The organism is Allobosea psychrotolerans (genome assembly GCF_002917105.1).
GTDB classification, from domain to species: Bacteria; Pseudomonadota; Alphaproteobacteria; order Rhizobiales; family Beijerinckiaceae; genus Allobosea; species Allobosea psychrotolerans.
In genome coordinates this window covers 454,489-475,429 of the sequence record NZ_PQFZ01000003.1, presented here as the reverse complement: position 1 = coordinate 475,429, position 20,941 = coordinate 454,489, and the positions used below count along the sequence as shown (strand labels likewise).

Annotated in this window: 18 protein-coding genes; 13 read left to right on the top strand and 5 right to left on the bottom strand. The window is 66.0% G+C overall.

The features are described from left to right. Positions 1 to 211: 211 nt before the first annotated feature. Both CYD53_RS07905 and CYD53_RS07900 read left to right on the top strand, forming a co-directional pair. Positions 212 to 733: a MarR family transcriptional regulator gene (locus CYD53_RS07905; protein ID WP_103717515.1), complete on the top strand. Its 522-nt coding sequence runs from the start codon at positions 212 to 214 to the stop codon at positions 731 to 733. Further along, a complete protein-coding gene (locus tag CYD53_RS07900) occupies positions 682 to 1,896 on the top strand; it encodes a glycosyltransferase (protein WP_103717514.1) in 1,215 nt (404 codons plus the stop codon). The genes CYD53_RS07905 and CYD53_RS07900 overlap by 52 nt, the downstream gene beginning before the upstream one ends. Before the next feature lie 44 nt (positions 1,897 to 1,940). Here CYD53_RS07900 and CYD53_RS07895 read toward each other — a convergent pair whose 3' ends face one another. After that, positions 1,941 to 2,183, bottom strand: a complete 243-nt coding sequence (locus CYD53_RS07895; protein ID WP_146055850.1) for a hypothetical protein — start codon at positions 2,181 to 2,183, stop codon at positions 1,941 to 1,943. Between the two features lie 496 nt (positions 2,184 to 2,679). On the opposite strand from CYD53_RS07895, the gene CYD53_RS07890 reads away from it, so the two are divergent. The 4 genes from CYD53_RS07890 to CYD53_RS07875 all read left to right on the top strand — a co-directional run bounded on the left by CYD53_RS07890 (position 2,680) and on the right by CYD53_RS07875 (position 7,050). Then, positions 2,680 to 4,353, top strand: a complete 1,674-nt coding sequence (locus tag CYD53_RS07890; protein WP_245928132.1) for an acyl-CoA dehydrogenase family protein — start codon at positions 2,680 to 2,682, stop codon at positions 4,351 to 4,353. Positions 4,354 to 4,419: 66 nt separating this feature from the next. Then, positions 4,420 to 5,250: an AraC family transcriptional regulator gene (locus tag CYD53_RS07885; protein ID WP_103717573.1), complete on the top strand. Its 831-nt coding sequence runs from the start codon at positions 4,420 to 4,422 to the stop codon at positions 5,248 to 5,250. 124 nt (positions 5,251 to 5,374) lie between these two features. Further along, complete coding sequence (locus CYD53_RS07880) at positions 5,375 to 6,100, top strand: alanyl-tRNA editing protein (RefSeq protein WP_103717512.1); 726 nt, start codon at positions 5,375 to 5,377, stop codon at positions 6,098 to 6,100. Beyond that, a complete protein-coding gene (locus CYD53_RS07875; RefSeq protein WP_103717511.1) occupies positions 6,097 to 7,050 on the top strand; it encodes a DMT family transporter in 954 nt (317 codons plus the stop codon). Before CYD53_RS07880 ends, CYD53_RS07875 begins: the two co-directional genes overlap by 4 nt. Positions 7,051 to 7,062: 12 nt before the next feature. On the opposite strand, the gene CYD53_RS07870 is transcribed toward CYD53_RS07875, so the two are convergent. Beyond that, complete coding sequence (locus tag CYD53_RS07870; RefSeq protein ID WP_103717510.1) at positions 7,063 to 7,956, bottom strand: energy transducer TonB family protein; 894 nt, start codon at positions 7,954 to 7,956, stop codon at positions 7,063 to 7,065. An 854-nt stretch (positions 7,957 to 8,810) separates the two neighbouring features. Between CYD53_RS07870 and CYD53_RS07865 the strand changes: the two genes are divergently transcribed. Beyond that, positions 8,811 to 9,482, top strand: coding sequence for a helix-turn-helix domain-containing protein (locus CYD53_RS07865; RefSeq protein WP_181011751.1), 672 nt, complete (start codon positions 8,811 to 8,813; stop codon positions 9,480 to 9,482). Between the two features lie 9 nt (positions 9,483 to 9,491). Here the strand turns inward: CYD53_RS07865 and glpK are convergent, their stop codons facing one another. Further along, a complete protein-coding gene (gene glpK, locus CYD53_RS07860; protein WP_103717572.1) occupies positions 9,492 to 10,994 on the bottom strand; it encodes a glycerol kinase GlpK in 1,503 nt (500 codons plus the stop codon). A 287-nt stretch (positions 10,995 to 11,281) separates the two neighbouring features. Between glpK and CYD53_RS07855 the strand changes: the two genes are divergently transcribed. The 3 genes from CYD53_RS07855 to CYD53_RS07845 are packed head-to-tail and all read left to right on the top strand — an operon-like array spanning position 11,282 to position 14,121. After that, positions 11,282 to 12,367 carry a Ppx/GppA phosphatase family protein gene (locus CYD53_RS07855; protein ID WP_181011759.1) on the top strand — a complete coding sequence of 362 codons (1,086 nt, stop codon included), beginning with the start codon at positions 11,282 to 11,284 and terminating at the stop codon, positions 12,365 to 12,367. Positions 12,368 to 12,425: 58 nt separating this feature from the next. After that, complete coding sequence (locus CYD53_RS07850) at positions 12,426 to 13,160, top strand: RlmE family RNA methyltransferase (protein WP_103717508.1); 735 nt, start codon at positions 12,426 to 12,428, stop codon at positions 13,158 to 13,160. Between the two features lies 1 nt (position 13,161). Further along, the gene (locus tag CYD53_RS07845) at positions 13,162 to 14,121 is read left to right on the top strand and encodes an aminoglycoside phosphotransferase family protein (protein WP_103717507.1); all 960 of its coding nucleotides are present in this window, start codon (positions 13,162 to 13,164) and stop codon (positions 14,119 to 14,121) included. A gap of 32 nt (positions 14,122 to 14,153) precedes the next feature. Here the strand turns inward: CYD53_RS07845 and pdxR are convergent, their stop codons facing one another. Beyond that, the gene (gene pdxR, locus CYD53_RS07840) at positions 14,154 to 15,566 is read right to left on the bottom strand and encodes a MocR-like pyridoxine biosynthesis transcription factor PdxR (protein WP_103717506.1); all 1,413 of its coding nucleotides are present in this window, start codon (positions 15,564 to 15,566) and stop codon (positions 14,154 to 14,156) included. Positions 15,567 to 15,636: 70 nt separating this feature from the next. Here pdxR and CYD53_RS07835 point away from each other — a divergent pair, with 70 nt between their 5' ends. Beyond that, the gene (locus CYD53_RS07835; RefSeq protein WP_245928130.1) at positions 15,637 to 16,389 is read left to right on the top strand and encodes a pyridoxamine 5'-phosphate oxidase family protein; all 753 of its coding nucleotides are present in this window, start codon (positions 15,637 to 15,639) and stop codon (positions 16,387 to 16,389) included. A gap of 102 nt (positions 16,390 to 16,491) precedes the next feature. Beyond that, positions 16,492 to 17,406 (top strand): DMT family transporter, encoded by a 915-nt coding sequence (locus tag CYD53_RS07830; protein ID WP_103717505.1) that lies wholly within the window; start codon positions 16,492 to 16,494, stop codon positions 17,404 to 17,406. Between the two features lie 24 nt (positions 17,407 to 17,430). Here the strand turns inward: CYD53_RS07830 and CYD53_RS07825 are convergent, their stop codons facing one another. Next, positions 17,431 to 18,870, bottom strand: a complete 1,440-nt coding sequence (locus CYD53_RS07825; RefSeq protein WP_103717504.1) for an MFS transporter — start codon at positions 18,868 to 18,870, stop codon at positions 17,431 to 17,433. Between the two features lie 319 nt (positions 18,871 to 19,189). Here CYD53_RS07825 and guaB point away from each other — a divergent pair, with 319 nt between their 5' ends. Continuing rightward, entirely contained in the window at positions 19,190 to 20,683 is a 1,494-nt protein-coding gene (gene guaB / locus CYD53_RS07820) for an IMP dehydrogenase (protein ID WP_103717503.1), read from the top strand. The last annotated feature ends 258 nt before the right edge of the window (positions 20,684 to 20,941 follow it).

Sequence of the window (20,941 nt, the reverse complement as noted above, 5' to 3'; positions counted from 1 at the left end):
TCTTACGCCTGCGACATCTTGGATGGCATGTGCTTTGCGTATAGGCTATTTGGTGGCGGCGGGGGATTCATGGGGGACAGATTGCACATTTTGAAATCAGGCGGAGCAGGGAATGCATTCCAAACCGCACAGCGGCGATCAAATCCTAGGCACGACCTTCAACGGCGATCACAGGAGTCCGAGCAGGCGAAGCGACGCAGACGCTAGTCCCATGCGCGGCTTCGTCTCGCAGCTCGATCTCGCTCGCATGATCGAGCGGGTCAGCCGGCGCTTCCTCGACTATTTGCGGCTTGAATTGACCAAGCTTGGAGTCGACGACATCTCACCGTCACAGGTGATGGTGCTGCTGACGATCGGCGCAGGCGAGATCGCGGTGCGCGATCTGCTCGACCGGGGCCATTATGTCGGGTCGAACGCGTCCTATAATCTCAAGCAGCTGGTCGAGAGCGGCTATCTCGATCGCGGCGCGTCGCCGCGCGACCGGCGCCTTGCCCGGATATCGCTCTCGCCCAAAGGACAGCTTCTCTGCGAGCGGCTGCGCCTGCTCGATGAGACCAGCCAGTTCGGCCAGAATCCGGAGATCGACCTCGAGTCCGATCTTCAGACCACCCACGACACGCTGCGCCGCCTGGAACAATGGTGGAGCGATGCGTTGCGCTATGGAGGGATCCTGCTCGCCTCATGCACATCTTATTCGTTCATCGTTCAGGATCAGGTCAATTTGCTCACCTGATCGCGCGCCTCCTCGCCGAGGGCGCCGAGGTCACGCTCATCACCGAACGGGCCGAGCAGGAGCGGCCGGGCCTCAGGCAAGTGATCTATTCGGTCGGCGAGCCGTCGACGGCCCATGCCACCCTGGCGGCGACCGACTACCATGTCCGGACCGGAGAGGCCGTGGCGGCCGAACTCGCACGGCTGCGGCGCCACGATCCGCCCGACGCCGTCATCGGCCATATCGGCTGGGGCGGCCTGCTCTTCGCCAGGGATGCGCTGCCGGACGTGCCGCTAATCGGCTATTGCGAATATTACTACAACGGCGCCGGCTCGGATCTCGATTTCGATCCGTCCTCGCCGGTCTCCGATGCGGAGCGCCGACGCATCCGCATGCGCAACGCGGCTCAGCTCGTCACGCTGGAAACGCTTGACGCCGCCTATGCGCCGACGCGCTGGCAACAGCTGCAGTATCCCCGCAGCCTGCGCTCGCGCATCGCGATCTGCCATGACGGCATCGACATGGCGGTGTGCCACCCCAATCCGGACGCCAGTTTCAGCTTGCCCGACGGCCGCCAGCTGCGGCGCGGTGATCCGGTCGTGACCTTCGCGGCGCGCGATCTCGACCCCTATCGCGGTTATCCGCAGTTCATGCGCGCCGCGGCGCTCGTTGCACGCAGGCGGCCTGACACGATCTTCGTCGCGGTGGGCGGAGACGGGCCCGGTTATGGCAGGCCGCGTCCGGATGGGCGGACATGGCGCGAAGCCATGCTGGAGGAAACCGGCTTCGGCGCGCAGATGGTCCACATTCCCTGGCTCGCCTATGAGGAGTTGATCCGGCTGTTCCAGGTTTCGGCCGCTCATGTCTATCTGAGCACGCCCTTCGTGCTGTCCTGGTCGGTGCTGGAGGCGTTGGCTTGTGGCAGCCTCGTCATCGGCTCGCGCACGCCACCGGTCCAGGAAGTGATCACGGACCGGGTCAACGGCCTGCTTGTGCCGTTCTTCGACGAAGCGGCGCTGGCCGGGACCATCACTGAGGCGCTGGAGAAGCAGACCTCCTTCGCGGGGCTGCGTCAGGCGGCACGCAACTCGGTCGTGGCAAAATACGATCTCCAGGCCTGCCTCGACCGGCAGCGCGGCCTGATCGGCCGCCTCGTCGTGCAGGACGACCTGCTCCTGGCCTGACGGCGACCTCTTGGCCTGACAGGCTGCTTGGCCCTCTCATCGAGCTACTGCAGCCGGCCGAACCCCGCCCGGCGGAACGTCATCGCCTCGGTGATGAAGCGCCCGCTGCGCACCGGCCTAAAGCCGGCCTCTTCCCAGCCATTGGCTGCCATCAGGCGCGCCACCATCTCATGCAAGCGCCGCAGGTGATCCTCGCGATCATCGTCCAGCCACTGACCCCACCACTCTTCAATCAATCCAATCAAAGGCTCAAGTGGAGGAGCCCCTCCTTCCGCTGCGTATTGCAACGCAGCATTTCCGGCGGGCGAAGATATGATTTCCCAAATCTGGAGAGGCTCAGTTCCTCTCAACATCAATACAACCCCTAACCGTGCCAGCCCCGCCCACTGGCGTCCTACCCTGGAGGCAATACTAATTGAGGCCGAGGCGGGATGCAAAGCGGGAAACCATCGCCATCGCTAGATTAGGTTACAGAACACGAAACCGAATACAACACCAACGGCCGGTTCCCATATTGTCTGGCAGCTTGACCGGCCGGCGATCCACATCATGGATCGCCGGCCATTGTTCATATATTGTCGGTTAATGTGGCAATGATAGTCCTAAATTAATTCAGATTTTATTCGAATTCGCCGACTTTCCGGAGAAAACAAGTCTTTGTGACCTCCCCCCTGCCCGCGGGCTGCGCAGCTCCTGCAAGAGCGGCCCCCGTGCAAATTTAGCCAATAACCGTGCCCGCACGGGCCTACACTCCCCCGAGCCACAACGAAGGGGAGGATTGGCATGCCGTCGATGATCGATGCGCGGATCTATCCGGCGACGACACATGAAGTCACCAACCAGTCCGGCGCTCTGACCGGTGTCAATCTCTTCGAGGCGGACCGGATCCTGCGCGAGGCGGTCGATCGCGAAGGAGCGGGATGGGTCGCAGACCGCGCCTCAAGGCTCGGCGCCGCCGCCGGCGACCCGGAGATTCAGGAACATGCCCATCTCGCCAACAAGCACGGCCCCGCGCTGAAGAGCCATGACCGCTTCGGGCACCGGATCGATGCCGTCGAGTTCCATCCGAGCTACCATGCCTTGATGGGGCTCGCCTTCGGGTCGGGCGTGCATTCCCTCGCCTGGACCGCGAACCGGCCCGGCGCCCATGCCGGAAGAGCGGCTCTCAGCTATCTCTGGAATGAAATCGAGAATGGCGTCGGCTGCCCCACCGGAATGGCCTATTCGGCAATACCAAGCCTGCGCCTCGTGCCTGCCATTCGCACGCTGTGGGAAGGCAAGGCTCTCGCGGAAGCCTATGATCCGCGCGCCATTCCCGTGGATGACAAGACCGCCGTCACGATCGGAATGGCCCTGACCGAGAAACAGGGCGGCTCGGACCTGCGGGCCAATACGACAGGCGCCGAGCCGGTCAATGGCGGCGGAACCGGCGGCGAATACCGTTTGACGGGCCATAAATGGTTCTGCTCGGCACCGATGAGCGACGCCTTCCTGACGCTTGCCCAGACCGAGAAGGGGCCATCCTGCTTCTTCGTGCCGCGCTCATTGCCGGACGGGACGCGCAACCGCTTCTTCATCCAGCGGCTGAAGGACAAATGCGGCAACCGCTCCAACGCTTCGAGCGAGATCGAATATGACGACACCTATGCCATCCTGCTGGGCGAGGAAGGGCGCGGCGTCCGGGCCGCGATCGAGATGGCCCATCTGACCCGGCTCGACTTCGCCATCGGCTCGGCCGGGCTGATGCGCTGGGCCTTGAACCTGACGCTGCACCATACCCATGGCCGCCGGGTCTTTCAGCGCGTGCTCGCCGACCAGCCCTTGATGCGCAATGTGCTGGCCGATCTCTGCCTCGAATCGGAAGCTGCAACCGTGATCGCCTTCCGTCTTGCCCGCGCCGTGGACGAGAGCGCGGCGGGCTCGGAGCAGGCCCGCCTCCTGGAGCGCATCCTCACCCCCGTCGCGAAATTCTGGAACTGCAAGCGTGTGCCGGCCTTCATCGCCGAAGCCCTGGAATGCCATGGCGGCAATGGCTTCATCGAGGAGCAGCCGATGGCGCGGCTCTATCGCGAGGCGCCGCTGAACGGGATCTGGGAGGGCACGGGCAATGTCATCTGCCTCGACGTCCTGCGCGCGCTGCAGCGCGAGCCCGATTCGGTTGCCGCACTGCTCGACGAACTCGCTCTGGCGCGAGGCGTCGACCATCGTCTCGACACCGCAATCGACGCCCTGGAAGTGGAGCTCTCCGACCCGCTCGAGCTGGAGCACCGCGCGCGCCAGATCACGGCGATGATCGCAACCGTCATGGAGGCCTCCCTGTTGGTACGCCACTCGATCCCGGCTGTCGCCGATGCCTATCTCGCGTCGCGGCTGGAGGGTTTGCCGAACCGGGCCTTCGGCAGCCTGCCGCGCGGGGTCGACGCCGCAGCGATCATCGCACGCTCGCGGCTGCAATAGGTCGCGGAACGAAAGGTCGCGACGGCCACCGGCTTTGGTTATGCTGTGATCCGGGAGATTGGCGGTTTGGCTCGCATCGATACGCGCAACAGCTCACGTTACTGGCGGGATCGCCATGTTCCCGGTCTGAGCTGCCTTGCGGCCGATTTCACCAGCCACGAATACGCGCCGCACAGCCATGACGCCTTCGTCGTCGCGGTCACCGAGGCCGGCGGCTCGGAATTCAAGAGCCGGGGGGCGACCGAGGAGGCAAGCGCTGCCACGTTGCTGGTGTTCAACCCGGCCGAGCCCCATTCGGGACGTATGGGCTGGAGCACACGCTGGCGCTATCGCGGCCTCTATCTGAGCAAGCCCGCCATTGAGGCGGTGGGCCGTTCGCTCGGTATTGCTGCGACGCCCTATTTCACCGCCAATGCCGTCAGGGACGAGGCTCTGGTCGCCGCCTTCCTGGCCCTGCACCAGGCGCTCGACGACGGCCGCGACGCGCTGGAGGAGCATGAGCTGCTCGTGAGCAGCTTCGGCGTGCTGTTCCGCCGCCATGGCAGCGGCGGCGAGCCCATTCCCGCCGCGCCGCGCGACCGCGAGCTCGCCGGCCTGGTCCAGGCGCTGATGAACGAGCGCTACACTGAAGAGCTCACGCTCGACGAAATGGGTGCGGTCGTTGGCCTGACGCCGTTCCAGATCATCGGGTTGTTCAAGCGGGCGACGGGCCTGACGCCTCACGCCTATCTGACGCAGGTCCGGCTCAAGGCGGCTTTCCGCGAACTCAAGGCCGGCACGCCGATCGTCGAGGCCGCCCTCGCCGCGGGTTTCTGCGACCAGAGCGCGCTCAACAAGCACTTCAAGCGCTGCTTCGGCATCACGCCGCTGCAATGGCTGCGGGCAACGCGGGGCTGAACGCCGCCGCGCAATTCCAGCCAATAGCGCCCGCCGCGATTCTGCCAGGCTGTCCTGAACACCGGACCGCCGGCTGCCGCTATGGAGCGGCGGCCGCCGGCTCAAGCCTCAGGACATCACCGGCATGGCCCGCCACTACTGCCTCGACAATCCAGACACGCTCACGCTCGCCACCACGGTGACGGAAACAGCGCCCGGGCGCCTGCTCCTCGATGAGAGCCCGTTCTACCCCGGCGGCGGCGGGCAATTGCCCGATCGCGGCCTCCTGCGCTGGGCCGGCGGCGAGAGCCGTGTGGTCGGCTTCGAGGCGCAGGAAGGCAAGCTCTGGCATGTTCTGGCGGGGCCTGTCGAACTGCCCTCAGGGTCGGTCGAGGCCGTCGTGGATCCGGTCTTCCGCCAGCTCATGCGCGAGCTCCATACCGGCCTCCATGTCGTCAATGCGCTGGTCTACCAGTCCTTCAACGGCGCGCTCGTCACCGGCGTCCAGATGAACGAGGACGGCAGCGCCCGGATCGATTTCGACCTGCCGGAGGCCGATAACGACCGGCTGCGCGCTCTGGAGCCGGCGATCAACGACGTCATCAGGCAAAACCTGCCCGTCCGCGATGCCTACGTCACCGAAAGCGCGGCCTTCGACGAACCGGGCCTGATCCGCTCGCGCTCGGTCGCGCCACCGCCGGCCCCCGACGGCACGATCCGCGTCGTCGAGATCGTCGGGCTCGACCGCCAGGCCTGCGGCGGGACGCATCTCGCCGCGACCGGGGCGTCACGCCCGATCCGCATCCTCAAGATCGACAACAAGGGCCGTCACAACCGCCGCCTGCGCATCGGCCTCGACGGTGCGGCATGATACATCCCGTCCCGGGGCTCGCCGCTCGCCTTTGGGCGCGCCCTGCGCTTCTGCTTTGGCTGCCGCCCTTGTTCTGGGCCGGCAACCTCGTGCTCGGCCGGGCACTCGGGTCGACCTTTCCACCGGTCTCGCTCGCCGTCGGGCGCTGGCTCGTGGCATTCGTCGTACTCGCCCCGTTTGTGGCGCGGCGCGCCTATGGGCAGCGGCAGCTCCTGCGTCAGCACGCTCTTCTCATCCTCGCCTGCGGAGCCTTCGGCGTCGCCGGCTACAACGCATTGGGCTATCTCGCCCTCCAGACCGTGCCGGCGGCCAGCGTTGCCTTCCTGAACTCGACCTTGCCGCTGATGGTGCCGCTCGCCGCCTTCGCGCTCGGTGTCGAGCCCGTGCGGCCCAAGACCCTGTTCGGCATCGCCCTCTCCTTCCTGGGCGTCACCTGGATCGTGTCGCGCGGCGATCTCGTCGGCCTCGGGCATCTGTCGCTCGGCGGCGGCGAGATCCTCGTCCTGATCGCGGTCGCAAACTACGCACTCTACTCGGTCCTGATCCGGCGCAAACCCGCCGCGCTGGACCCGCTCGTCTTCCTCGCCGCGACGATGGTGACGGGCCTGCTCGTGCTGATGCCGTTCTGGGTGACCGAACTCGCCCGCGGCGCGACAATCCCGCTCGATGCCGGCTCGATCGCCGCCGTGCTCTATATCGGCGTCTTCGCCTCGCTCCTGGCCTTCGTGCTCTGGAACCGTTGCGTCGCCATGCTGGGAGCGACCGTGACCGGCGCGTCCTTCCACCTTGTCGCGCTGTTCACGGCGACGCTCGCCTTCCTCCTGCTGGGCGAGCCCGTCCGCTCGTTCCATCTCATCGGGGTCGCGCTGATCCTGGCAGGCTTTGCCGTCGCCAGCCGGCAGGCGCCAGCCCCTCGGCTCGACCAGGCCGACAGCCCCCCCCGACCCTGACCCTCAACAAGCTCAGCGTGAGAACCTGACCGGCACGGCCAGAGCGATCGTTCCGCCACCGATGCCCTGCGGCGGCGCCGGCACCGGGCTCGCACGCCGGACCATCGCCACGGCCTCCTCGTCGAGGATCGCGTCGCCCGAGGACCCCGCCAGACGCGCCGAGAGCACGCGCCCGCCTCGATCGATGCTGAAGGCGACCTGCACCGTGCCGGGGCTCGCCCCGCCGGGGAAGCGCTTGTAGCGATTGAGATGAGCGATCAGCGTGCCGCGCCAGCTCGCCGGCGACACCGACGGCGCAGAAGCGGCCCCGGCCGAGGGAGCGGCCATGCTGGGCGCCGTCTGGGCCTGCGCGCTCGGCGGTGCCGAGGTCTGGCGCATCTGCGGGCGGTCAGGCTCGATCGGCTTGCGCCTCTCGGCCACGCGGGGCTTGGGCGGAGGCGGCTTGCGCTGCACCACCGGGCGTGGCGGCGGCGGAGGCGGCGGCAGCACCACCGGCGCATCGGCGACCTGCGGCATGTCGGGCAGCTTGATCTCGGGCTCGGGATGCACCGCCGGCAGCGGGACCTCCGGCATCGGCTCGACCGGCTTCACCACCGGCTCAGGCTCGGGCGGCGTCTCCTCGGGCGGCTTCTCGACGACCTGTTCAGGCGCTGGCTCCGGCTGGGCCTCGACCATTTCAGGACCGGGGGCGACCTCCTGCGGCGGCGCTTCTGGCGCAACCGCGATCGGCGCGAGTTCGATCATCACGGCCGCCGGCGGCTCCCCCACCGCAGCCTCGGCCTGCTGCCAGTTCAGGATCGTCCAACCGGCTCCGGCATGGGCGCCGGCGACGACGAGCGCCGCCACGCTCCAGCGCAGCGCGCCCGGCCAGAAGCGCGAGACGCTCACATCACGACGCATGCTCATGGCCGCCACATCGAGGCTGCGCCGCAATCGAGATTGCAACGCGCCCGCTCGCAACGGCGGACCTTGCCCTGGCGTTTCGTTTCCAGGCGGATGACACGCTTCCTACAATCCATCGCTGTGTCTGGTCCCAATCGTCAGCGCCCTGGGTCCTTACGGCCCCGTTGCGGCTTAAGTCCGACATGGCCGAGCGGGCGCACATCCAAGAAACGGCTGGCTCACCCCAAAACGGGCTGGCGGCGAAGGCTCGGACATCGCCAAACCACGCGCATTCCGCATGGCCACGACAACTCAGCGGCACTGCGACGTGCCATAGCAAATGGAAATTTCTATTGCAACAACAGTAGTTTACATCGATTCTAGAGAAGCTTGGAATTCCGAATCGGATACTGCGCAGGCCCGCGTGCAACGCAGCCCTGCGCCCGCTCAAATCAGAGGGCGGTCGCGCGCGCTTGCGAGCCCACCAACCACGGCGCCCGCCATCTCCCTCGGCACAGTGGGAGCGGACAGGCAGGCCATGGAGCGCCCCGGAGGGAGCACGCCGTCATTTCTGCAAAATCGGCCTGCGCCCAATGCTGCAACGCATGGCTAAACGCGATGCTGCAACCATGATGAGGTAGCGCGGCACGGGATTGATATTATACCTGCATAAATGAATCGCGGTCTTTCCGAACACGCTCGAAATCTTCGAAAAGTGAAGATGTCTTTTCTATATAACCAATTTCCGACTACCGATCTGACAAATCGGCCGCACGGGCTGCGACAGCGCCATTGCAGCCCGTCGCTGGCTGCGGTCCGGATCAGCTTCTCGCCGGATCGCATGACGGTCGGCCAAGCAAAACGCCACGAGCATGATGATGCCTGACATCGCCATATCGGCGCTGAGGACATTCGCGTTGTTCTCCGACGCACGGGAAAACACGCTGCGCGAGCTCGCGCCAAGCTGCATCTTCCAGTCCTTCTCGGCCGGCATCGAGATCAACAAGGTCGGCCAGATTCCGCGCTACATCTACTGCCTGCGCTCCGGCTCCATCGAAGCCTGGGCCCGGTTGAACGATGCCGAAACCATCCTCGCCACGACAACGGCACCGATGGTGTTCGAGGTGGCCGCCACCATCCGAAATCAACCCGCCGCGTTATCGATCGTCACGCGCGAGCCTTGCCAAGCCATCGCCGTCGAAACGGCGGCTTTTCTGAAGGCGGTGCGCGACGACCAGGCCGTCTGCAACGCCGCGCTGGTGCATGTCTCAGGGACCTATCTGGCGATGACGCAGCGGCTTCTCGACCAGAAGCTGCGGACGGCGGAACAGCGGCTCTCGCAATGGATTCTGGCCGAGATGGATCCGAGCGGTCGCTCCGCGACCGTCGAGATCGTCTTCTCAAAACGCGCCCTGGCCTATGAACTCGGCATGTCGCCGGCCAATCTGTCGCGGCTGTTCAATGTCCTGCGCGAGCACGGTATCGCGGTCGACGGCAAGACCATGACCATCACCGACCTCAAAAAGCTCGAGGCATTGGCTCAAGGCTGAGAGCGGGGCTCACGCTCCGCTCAAGGTCCGGCGCACGCTGTCGCGCCAGCCTGCGACCTTGCGCTCCCGCTCGCTCCCGGCCATCGCCGGCAAAAAGCGCCGGTCGAGCCGCCAGAGATCGGCGAAACGATCGGGCTCCGGCAGCAGCCCCGCATCCAGCCCGGCGAGATAGGCCGCGCCCAGCGCTGTGGTCTCCAGCACCGAGGGGCGATCGACAGCGAGGTCTAGAATGTCGGCCAGCCGCTGCATCGTCCAGTCCGAAGCCACCATGCCCCCATCGACCCGCAAGACCGACTGGCCCTGCCCCGCTGCCGGCCAGTCGGCCCGCATCGCCTCGATCAGATCGAGCGTCTGGTAGCAGACGCTTTCGAGCGCAGCCCGGGCGAATTCGCGCGGACCGCTGTTCCGCGTCAGTCCGAACATCGCGCCGCGCGCCTGCGCATCCCAATGCGGCGCGCCAAGGCCGACGAAGGCCGGCACCAGATACACCTCCTGCGCCGGATCGGCCGCTTGCGCCAGGGGCCCGGTATCGCTCGCCTTTTCGATGATGCCGAGCCCATCACGCAGCCATTGCACCGCAGCTCCCGCGATGAAGATCGAGCCCTCGAGCGCATAGGTTCGTTCGCCGCCGAACTGGTAGGCGATGGTGCTGAGCAGCCGGTGCTTCGAGGCGACCGGCGCGGCCCCCGTATTGAGCAAGGCGAAGCAGCCCGTGCCATAGGTCGACTTCACCATGCCCGGCGAGAAGCAGGCCTGCCCGATCGTCGCCGCCTGCTGATCTCCGGCGATGCCGCGCACCGGGATCGGCTTGCCGAAATGCTCCGCCGCGCTCTCGCCAAACAGCGCAGCGCAATCCTTGACCTCGGGCAGGAGCGCGGCCGGAACCCCAAACAGTGCCAGCAGCTCCGCATCCCAGACGCCGCGCCCGATGTCGAACAGCATGGTGCGCGCCGCATTGGTCGCGTCGGTCGCATGCACCGCCCCGCCTGTCAGCCGCCAGAGCAGGAATGAATCGACCGTCCCGAAGGCGAGCTCCCCGGCCTCCGCCCGGCGGCGGGCGCCTGGTACATTGTCGAGCAGCCAGGCGATCTTGGTCGCGGAGAAATAGGGGTCAATCCGCAAGCCCGTCCGCTCGGCGACGAGCGCCTCATGCCCTGCCTCGACCAGCTTCGCGCAAGTTTCCGCCGTGCGCCGGTCCTGCCAGACAATGGCGCGGTGGATAGCGTGGCCCGTGCTGCGGTCCCAGATCAGCGTCGTCTCGCGCTGATTGGTGATTCCGATTGCCGCGACGTCGCCCGCACTGAGGCCGGCCTTCGCGATCGTTGCGCGGCAGGTCGCCAGCACAGTCACCCATAGGTCTTCAGGCTCATGCTCGACCCAACCCGAAGCAGGGAAATGCTGCGTGAATTCCTGCTGGGCACTGGCGACGGCGCGCAATCCCTCATCGAACAGAATCGCGCGCGAGGAGGTCGTTCCCTGGTCGATCGCGAGGATATGGCGTGCTGCGCCCATGAGGCTTCCGTCCCTGGCCAATTGACGATCGACTTGCTGCGACCTGACCGCAGACTGGCCGAAACCGGGAGCGCGCGGCAAGAGCATGATGACCAGCATGATGGCCGGTGTCGGCCGCAGCGAAAGGTTCCGCTTGGCACTGCCATCGTGCTGTTGTTACGCTCGCGTCCGAAGCAAGCGGCCGGGCGTGTTGTCCGGCTCCCGCCACAGCGTGAAAGCGCCTGCAGGCGGCCAGGGGATTGGAAGCGGTGGCGGTGGAGGACCGGCAGGAGCAAGGCGTCGCGACCATGGCGCCGGTGCAGGCCCATAACGGCGATTCGCTCATGATCGGCGCGATGCCCGGTGGCGCGGTCACGCCCTTGCCCGTGCACGTCTATGCGCAGCGCCCGCCCGCCGCCACCTATGCCGCGCTCGACCTCGGCACCAATAACTGCCGCCTGCTGATCGCCAGACCCGCGCAGCACGGCTTTCGCGTCGTCGACGCCTTTTCGCGCATCGTCCGGCTTGGCGAGGGCCTGGCCGCCAGCGGCAAGCTTGGCGAGGCGGCGATGGACCGCGCCGTCGAGGCGTTGAAGGTCTGCCAGACCAAGATGACGAATCGCGGCGTCACCCGCGCCCGATTGGTGACGACGGAAGCCTGCCGCGCCGCGACCAACGGACTCGAATTCGTCCGCCGCGTCGCTGACGAAGCCGAGCTCGAACTCGAGATCGTCGACCAGCGCACCGAGGCCTCGCTCGCAGTATCGGGCTGCGCCGCCCTCGCCGATCCCGCAGCCGAAGGCGTCATCGTCTTCGATATCGGCGGCGGCTCCACCGAGATCGTCTGGATGGGCGGGCGCAACGAAGCGCGTGACCCTGCCGCGCGCATCCGTGAATGGGCTTCGCTGCCGATCGGCGTCGTCACAGTCGCCGAGCGCTATGGCGGTGTCGATGTCGATCGCGCCCTCTTCGAGCGCATGGTCGAGGATTGCACGCAGGCGCTCGAGCCCTTCGCGAAGAAGGCCTCGGCGGTGCGCTGCGCCAAGAGCTTCCATCTGCTCGGCACCTCCGGCACGGTGACCACCGTCGCCGGCATCCATCTCGGCCTGCCCCGCTATGATCGCCGCGTCGTTGATGGCCTATGGATGCGGCAGGAAGATATCCTGACGGTCATCGACCAATTGGTCGAAATGGACTATGCCGCTCGGGCGGCGAATGCCTGCATCGGCCGTGAGCGCGCCGATCTGGTGCTCGCGGGCTGCGCCATCTTCGAGGCGATCCGCCGGGCCTTTCCGAGCGACCGCGTCCGCATCGCCGATCGCGGCCTGCGCGAGGGCATCCTGCTCAGGATGATGCACGAGGATCGCGCCTGGTGGCGGCGCAGGCAGGCATGAGGCCGGCACGACGATGAAAGCTGGCTGAGCGCCGGCAAAAGGATATGGGCGAACAGCCATGAGTGTCGGCAAACTGGGCGGCAAATCGAATGTCGCCGGAGCCCGCGACCTGCGGGTCAAGGTCAAGAAGGCGGGGAAGCTCAAGCATTCCTCACAGCTCTGGCTCGAGCGCCAGCTCAACGATCCCTATGTCAAGCGGGCCCGCGAACTCGGCCATCGCTCGCGCGCCGCCTTCAAGATCGAGGAGATGGACGACCGCTACAAGTTCCTCAAGACGGGACAGAAGCTGATAGACCTCGGCTGCGCGCCCGGCGGCTGGTGCCAGATCGCAGCCAAGCGCATCGGCCTTGAACAGGGCAAGGGCCGCATCGTCGGCATCGATCTGCTCCATGTCGATCCGATCCCCGGCGTCGATCTGATCGAGATGGACTTCATGGCAGAGGAGGCCCCCGCCCTCCTGACGGAACGGCTTGGCGGGCGCGCCGACGGCGTGATGTCCGACATGGCGGCCAACACCACCGGCCACAAGAAGACCGACCATCTCAAGATCATCGCGCTGGCCGAGGCGGCGCTCGAATTCGCCAATGGCATCCTGGCGCCGGGCGGCTTCTTCCTGGCGAAACTCTTCCAGGGCGGCGACAGCGCCGAACTGCTCAAGCAGCTCAAGCGCGATTTCACCTTGGTGCGCAACGTCAAGCCAGCGGCGAGCCGTCCGGATTCCTCTGAGCTTTACGTGCTGGCGACGGGATTTCGGCGCAAGCCTGAAACCAACGACGCAGCGCCGACCGGCTGAGATGACGGGCCTTCCATTGCTGGAGACCGGGCAGGCTTTCGCGGCCTGGCGTGAGGAGACGGCAGGCTGGTTGCCGGCAGCGCTCGACATCGCGCGCAGCCATGGCTTGCCTGCGGACAATCCTCATATCTTTGCCACGGGTACCAATCTCGTCCTGGGTCTCGGCCCGGATCTGGTCCTGAAGATCTTTCCCCCCGCCCTCAGAAGCCAGTTCATCTCCGAGCGCATCACGCTGAAGCAATTGCGCGGGCGGCTCGATATCCCCACGCCTGAGATCGTCCTCGAAGGCGAGCGGGATCAGTGGCCCTATCTCGCGATGACCCGCCTCAGCGGCACGCTCGGCTCGGACGTCTGGCCGCTCCTGCCCGAAAGCTGGAAGGAGATCGTTCTCCGCCAGATCGGGGAGACGATCGCTCAGGTCCAGCGGGCGCCGATCGGCGAGCTCGCGCTCATCGAACCCGGCTGGGCCGCGTTCATGTCCCGACAGATCGCGGGCTGCCGGACGCGCCAGATCCGCTTGGGATTGCCGGAGAAATACTGGGACGAACTCGATGCGCTGATCGCCGCCGCCCCGGTCCTGATCCCGATGGATGCTGCCCCCGTCATCCTGACCGGCGAATACATCCCCGAGAATTTCCTGCTCGAGCCCGATGGTGATGGCTGGCGGCTCGCCGGCCTCTTCGATTTCGGAGACGTCCTCGCCGGCTGGAGCGAATACGATCTTCTGGGCCCCAGCGCCTTCATGACCGAGGGGCGACCGGGCCGCGTGCGGAGCCTGCTGCAGGGTTTCGGCTATCCGCCCGCCGAGATCGATCCGGCCCTGACGCGGCGGTTATTGACGCTGACCTTCCTGCATCGCGCCAGCGATCCCATGCGCAAGATCGCCATCCCGGACTGGCACGAAAAGGCGGCGACACTGGCCGAGCTCGAACGCATGCTGTGGCCGCTCGACGCCATCTAGCCGCGCGCCCGATGTTTCCCGCCAAGGCCACGTCACCTGAGGAGCGCATCGAGCCTGGCCGCCGCAGCGCGCAGTTCGTCATCCGCAAACCCTGAAAATCCCAGGACCAGCCCCTGCTGCGGTTGGGCCGTCACGAACATCGAGGACAGCGCCCGCGCGCCGACGCCTGCCGCCTTCGCGGCCGCGACGATCTCGACATCGCGGCGCGCGGATATGAGCTTCGCCACCAGATGCAGCCCCTGCTCCGGCACGGTCACATCCAGAGCGCCGGCGCGGGAAGCCTGAAGTCCCGCCACCAGCGCATCGCGTGCCGCATGGACCCGCCGGCGGCTGCGGCGCAGATGCGCGGCGAAATGGCCCTCGTTCAGCAGATCCGCCAGCGCGCCTTCGGCCAGGCTCGGCGGATGCCTGTCCGTGCGAGCGCGCAACTCGAGCACGGCATCGAGCAGCGGCTCCGGCACGACGGCGTAGCCGACCCTCAACCCTGGAAACAGCACTTTTGAGAAGGTGCCGAGATAGGCGACACGGCGCTCGGCATCCATGCCCTGCAAGGCGGTGAGCGGCGGCCCGGCATAGCGGAACTCGCTGTCGTAGTCGTCCTCGATGATCCAGGCCTCGTTGCGCCGCGCCCAGTCGATCAGGGCCAGGCGGCGGCGCATCGTCATCGTGATGCCAAGCGGAAACTGATGCGAGGGCGTGACGTAGACGGCCCGCGCTCGCGGACAGAGCGCCTCGCCGAGAGCCGGATCCAGCCCCTCGGAATCGACGGGTACGCCGACGACATGGCCGCCGGAATTGGCGAGCGCCGCATGCGCCATGGGATAGCAGGGATCTTCGATCCAGACGGCGTCACCTGGGCGGATCGCAGCGCGGATCAGCAGATCGAGCCCCTGCTGGGAGCCCGAGGTCACGATGATCTGCTCCGCATCGCAGCGGACGCCCCGCGCCGAGCGCAGATAAGCGGCGATGGCTTGGCGAAGCGCGAGCCCGCCACGCGGATCGCCATAGTGAAAATGCTCCGGGCCGGGCCGCGCCAGGCGCCGCGCCAGGAGGCTCCGGAACACCCGCAGCGTGCGCGCATCGGGCGTGGCTACGCCGAGCGCACAAGGCAGAGGCGGCGGGACCTCGAGATCCGGCCCGCGATCCTTGACGGCCGCCACCGGCAGATGCGGGACTTGCGCCGCGACGAAGGTTCCCGCGCCGACCCTGGCCTCGGCGAAACCGTCCGCCGTCAGCATCTCGAAGGCCGCGACCGCCGAAGCGCGCGAGAGGCCGAAGCGCCCGGCGAGATCGCGCGTCGTCGGCAGCTTGGCCCCGGCCGGCACGGCGCCGGCTTCAATCAACCGCCGGATCGCCGCGTAGAGCTCTCTCGTGCGAGGCCCCTCGCCTGGCAGCACCGGTATGAGCGTCGACCAATCCGGCAGATTGGTTGGCTTTTTCAGCACAAGATTGGTTCTTTTATGAGCCAATGTCATGCCGCAGATTGCACAGGCACGACAGAAGGATGCAAGTGCGGTGACAGACGCTCAAATCGACGATGCCTTCCCCATCACCAGCCGCAACCGGGTGAGGCGCCTGCATGACCGCGGCCGCTACGACCGGGCCGCCGTCTTCGCCATCCTCGATGCGGGGCTTCTGTGTCACGTCGCCTATGTGCTCGACGGCCAGCCCTATTGCACTCCCACGATTCACTGGCGCGAGGACGATGTCCTCTACTGGCACGGCTCCTCGGCCAGCCGCATGCTGCGCCATTTGCGCACGGGAACACCCGCCTGCCTGACCGTTTCCCATCTCGATGGGCTCGTGCTGGCCCGCTCGGGCTTCAATCATTCCGCCAATTACCGCTCGGCGATGTGCTTCGGCACGGCCCGGATCATCGACGATCCCGAGGAGAAGGCACGGGCACTGCTCGGCGTCGTCAACCGCTTCTATCCCGGCCGGGCTGGGACGCTGCGCCCGATCAGCGCGCAGGAGACCAAGGCCACGATGGTCATCGGCATGCGCATCGAGGAGGCCTCGGCCAAGGCCCGCGCCAAGGGCGTCGGCGACGACGAGGAGGATTACGATCACCCCGTCTGGGCGGGCGTGATCCCGGTCAGAACGGTGATCGGCGCCGAAGAACCCTGCCCGCGCTTGCTGCCGGGCGTCTCGCGGCCCGAGAGCCTGTCGGCCTACCGTGCAGGCGCGCGGCTGGACGAAGCTCTCGCGGAAACCCAGCGTCTCTATGAGCGCGAGCCTGAGCATCAGGGAATGGTGGCGAAGCCTTGAGGCATGCGGGGTCGGCGCGGCGCATTGTTCGCAGCCTCGAAACGCCCCTGACAGAACGGTGCCAGGAGCCTGCTAGAGCTTTCCCGGGCAAGGGGAAGCTCGATGCATCAGGACAAGGACAAATGGCTCGGCACGCTGCTGATCGTGGCGTCCGCGTTCGCCTACAGCTTGTCGGGCTATTTCACGCGCCTGGTCGATCACGATGTCTGGACCATATTGTTCTGGCGCGGAATCTTCGGCGGCGTGTTCTTGGGCGCCTATATCGCATGGCGTCATCGGCGTGATTTACTGGGTTCTGTCCGTGCGATGGGATGGCCCGGGCTGTGGGTCACCATCCTGTCGGCTACCGCCACGATCTGCTTCATCAATGCTCTGCGGCTGACCCCGGTCGCCGATGTCATGACGATCCACGCCGCGATCCCCTTCATGACCGCCGTCCTCGCGCTCGTCATCGCCGGCGAGAAGGAGGATTGGACGACGTGGGCAGCGAGCATTGCGGCGCTTGCCGGGGTTGCAATCATCGTGAACCCGCAGGCACCGGCCGGGCATCTCGCCGGCTACGCCTTCGCAGTCGGGATGGCGCTGTCATATGCTGCGGTGATGGTGGTCATCCGCAAGAACCGGCATGTCTCCATGCTGCCGGCGGCCTGCCTGTCGGCCTTCCTCTGCACATTCGTCGCCTTGCCCTTTGCAAGTCCCGCTCATGTCACGACGACAAGCCTGTTCAACCTGTTCTTGTTCGGCACCGTCCAGTTCGGCTTGGGCCTGCTGCTCATGACGACCGGCACACGGCTGATCTCGGCGACACGTTCGGCACTGATTGGCAGCATGGAAAACCCGCTCGCACCGCTATGGGTTTGGCTGGCCTTCAGCGAGCAGCCGTCCTTGTCCGCCTGGATCGGCGGCAGCATCGTCATGGCCGCCGTCATCACCGATGTGCTCGTCAAATCGGCGCGAAAGCGGAATCCCGCCGGAGACATCGAACAGATGCCCCCAGCGCCGCAGCCTTCGCGGTGATCCAGCAGGCCGATCCTCGAATCGCTACTCCAGCGGCTTCTGGTCCGCGATCGCCTCTGCCGTCGCCCTGCGCGCGCTGAACGGAGCGTGGCCCGAAACCTCCGCGCCGGCGTCCGGTGCAAGCCGCACCATCCAGAACGCCGACGAGGCCGAAACCAGCCCGACCAGCGCGAAGGCCGGCCAGAAATCGCCTGCTCCCAGCGCCTTGCCGCCATTGAAGGCGTTGGCCGTCTCGAGCGCGAAGGCGCCGATGGTAACGCCGACGCTCAGCGACAATTGCTGGGCGACGCTGGAGAAGCTGGTCGCGCTCGACATCTCGCGATTGGAGACGTCGGCATAGCTCAATGCGTTGATGCCGGTGAATTGCAGCGAACGGAAGCAGCCGCCGATCAGCAGGACCGAGAGCATCAGCCAATGCGGCGTCAGCGGCGTGAACAGGCCCGACGCCGCCAGAAACGCCGCGCCCAACAGCGCGTTGACTGCCAGCACGTTGCGGAATCCGAAGCGGGCCAGGATCGTCCTGGCGAGCGTCTTCATGATCAGCGCGCCAGCGGCCGAGGCGAAGGTGATCAGCCCCGATTGCAAGGCGTCGAGACCGAAGCCGAGCTGCAGCATCAGCGGCAGCAGGAAGGGAATGGCGCCGATGCCGGTGCGGAAGATCGAACCGCCGACCACGCCGATGCGGAAGGTCGGAATCCGCAGCAGCGACAGGTTGAGCACGGGATAGGCGACGTTGCGCGCATGGAACCAGTAGGCGGTCAGCGCCACGACGCCGGCTGCAACGCAGGCATAGGAGACCGCCTCCGGCACCAGATGGCGCCCGCCCGTGGCCAGGCCCAGCATCAGGCTGGCGAAGCCGAACGAGGACAGAATGAAGCCGCGGATGTCGAGCGGTGCGACATCCTCCTCGCGTATGTCCTCGAAGAACAGGCTCGACAGCACGATGCCGACGAGGCCTATCGGAATGTTGATGAAGAAGATCCAGCGCCAGTCGAAATAGGTGGTGATGAAGCCGCCCAGCGGCGGTCCGACGACAGGGCCGACCAGCGCCGGCACGGTGAGATAGGCAAGCGCACTGACGAGTTCCGATTTCTCGACGCTGCGCAGGATCACGAGCCGACCGACCGGCACCATCATCGCCCCGCCCATGCCCTGGATGAAGCGCGCCCCGACGAAGGCTCCGAGCGAATTCGACAAGGCGCACAGCACCGAGCCGGCCATGAAGACGCAAAGCGCCGCCCTGAAGACCGTGCGTGCGCCATAGCGGTCGGCCATCCAGCCCGAGATCGGGATGAATACGGCGAGGCTGACGAGATAGGAGGTCAGCGCCAGCTTCAGCGCGATCGGATCCTCGCCCAGCGATTGCGCGATCACCGGCAGCGAGGTCGCGATCACCGTGGAGTCGGTGTTCTCCATGAACAGCGCGCAAGCGACGATCAGGGGCAGGAGCTTGGCACGCTGCATCAAGACGGAAGACTCTCGACAAGAGGCCGGACGATTTAGGCGAACCATATGGAGCAGAACGCAACGGAAACATAGCTCCCGAGGAACCGGATTGGTGGGAAGCCGAATTGCTTTCAGGTCATGACGGAGCGCTCGACCACGGCCGCGTCAGAGCCTCCACTGACGACGACGCATCGCTGCCTTGCGTCGCCGTCCGAACGTTTTTCGACAACGGCCCTAGCGGCGGCGTCACACGCATGATAACGGGCCTCGTCAACCCGATCACGGCTCCCCCGCCAGATCTTGAAAACGGCCGCTCGAACCGGCCCCGGAGTTGACGATGGCATTTCCGACTGACGGTCTCATTCGCGACGGTTTGACCTTCGACGACGTGCTGCTTGAACCCGGCCCGTCCGAGGTCATGCCGGCCGATGTCGACATCTCGACCAAGCTCACCAAGACGATCTCGCTGAACCTGCCGATCATCGCCTCGGCCATGGACACGGTGACGGAAGCCAGGATGGCGATCGCGATGGCGCAGGCAGGCGGCCTCGGCGTCATCCATCGCAATCTCGAGGCCGATCAGCAGGCCGCCCAGGTCCGCCTCGTCAAGAAGTTCGAATCCGGGATGATCGCCAATCCGATCACGATCTATCCCGACGAGACGCTCGCCGACGCGCTTGGATTGATGAAGCAGAACGGCATCTCCGGCATTCCGGTGGTCGAGCGCGGGCCGCAGGGCCATAAGGGCAAGCTCGTCGGCATCCTGACCAACCGCGACGTCCGCTTCGCCGCCAATCCGCAGCAGCCCGTCGCCGAACTGATGACCAAGGACCGGCTGATCACGGTGCGCGAGGGCGTCGATCAGGACGAGGCGCGCCGCCTCCTCCACCAGTTCCGCATCGAGAAGCTCCTGGTCGTCGACGACCATTATCGCTGCATCGGCCTGATCACCGTCAAGGATATGGAGAAGCAGGTCGCCCACCCCAACGCAGCCAAGGATTCGCATGGTCGCCTCCTGGTCGCGGCCGCGACGACGACCGGCGATCTCGGCTTCGAACGCTCGGAGCTGTTGATCGACGCGGGCGTCGACATCATCGTCGTCGACACTGCCCATGGCCATTCCGCCAAGGTGCTGCAGGCGGTGACACGGGTGAAGAAGCTCTCCAACGCCGTGCAAATCATTGCCGGCAACGTCGCCACCGCCGGCGGCGCCCAGGCGCTGATCGACGCCGGCGCGGATGCGATCAAGGTCGGCATCGGCCCAGGCTCGATCTGCACCACCCGCATCGTCGCCGGCGTCGGCGTGCCCCAGCTCACCGCCGTGATGGACGCAGCCTCCGCCGCGCAGAAGCTGGGCATCCCGGTCATCGCCGATGGCGGAATCAAATACTCAGGCGATCTCGCCAAGGCATTGGCGGCAGGGGCTTCTTGCGCCATGGTCGGTTCGCTTCTGGCGGGCACGGACGAGACGCCGGGCGAAGCCTTCCTCTATCAAGGCCGCTCCTACAAATCCTATCGCGGCATGGGCTCGGTCGGCGCGATGGCGCGCGGCTCTGCCGACCGCTACTTCCAGCAGGACATCAAGGACGCGCTCAAGCTCGTGCCCGAGGGCATCGAGGGCCAGGTCGCCTATAAGGGCCCGGTCTCCAGCGTCCTGCACCAGCTCGCCGGGGGCCTGCGCGCCGCCATGGGCTATGTCGGAGGCAAGGATCTGGCCGATTACCAGGCCAAGGCTCGCTTCATTCGCATCACCAGCGCGGGCCTGCGCGAGAGCCATGTCCACGACGTCACGATCGTGCGCGAGAGCCCGAACTATCCGACCCGTTCTTGAGCGCGAGAGCAGGATGCGAAAAAGTGGAAGCCGGTTTTTCGCATTAGATCCTGCTCTCACTCTTTGATGAGAGACGGATTCAGATGTCAGATGGGATCATCAAGTGATCCCATCTGACATCATCCGGCTCTTGCAGGATGCGAAAAAGTGGAAGCCGGTTTTTCGCAATCGATCCTGCTCTCCACTCTTAGATGAAAGACGGATTCTGATTTGAGCTGGGATCACTCTGTGATCCCAGCTCAAATCATTTGGCTCTAG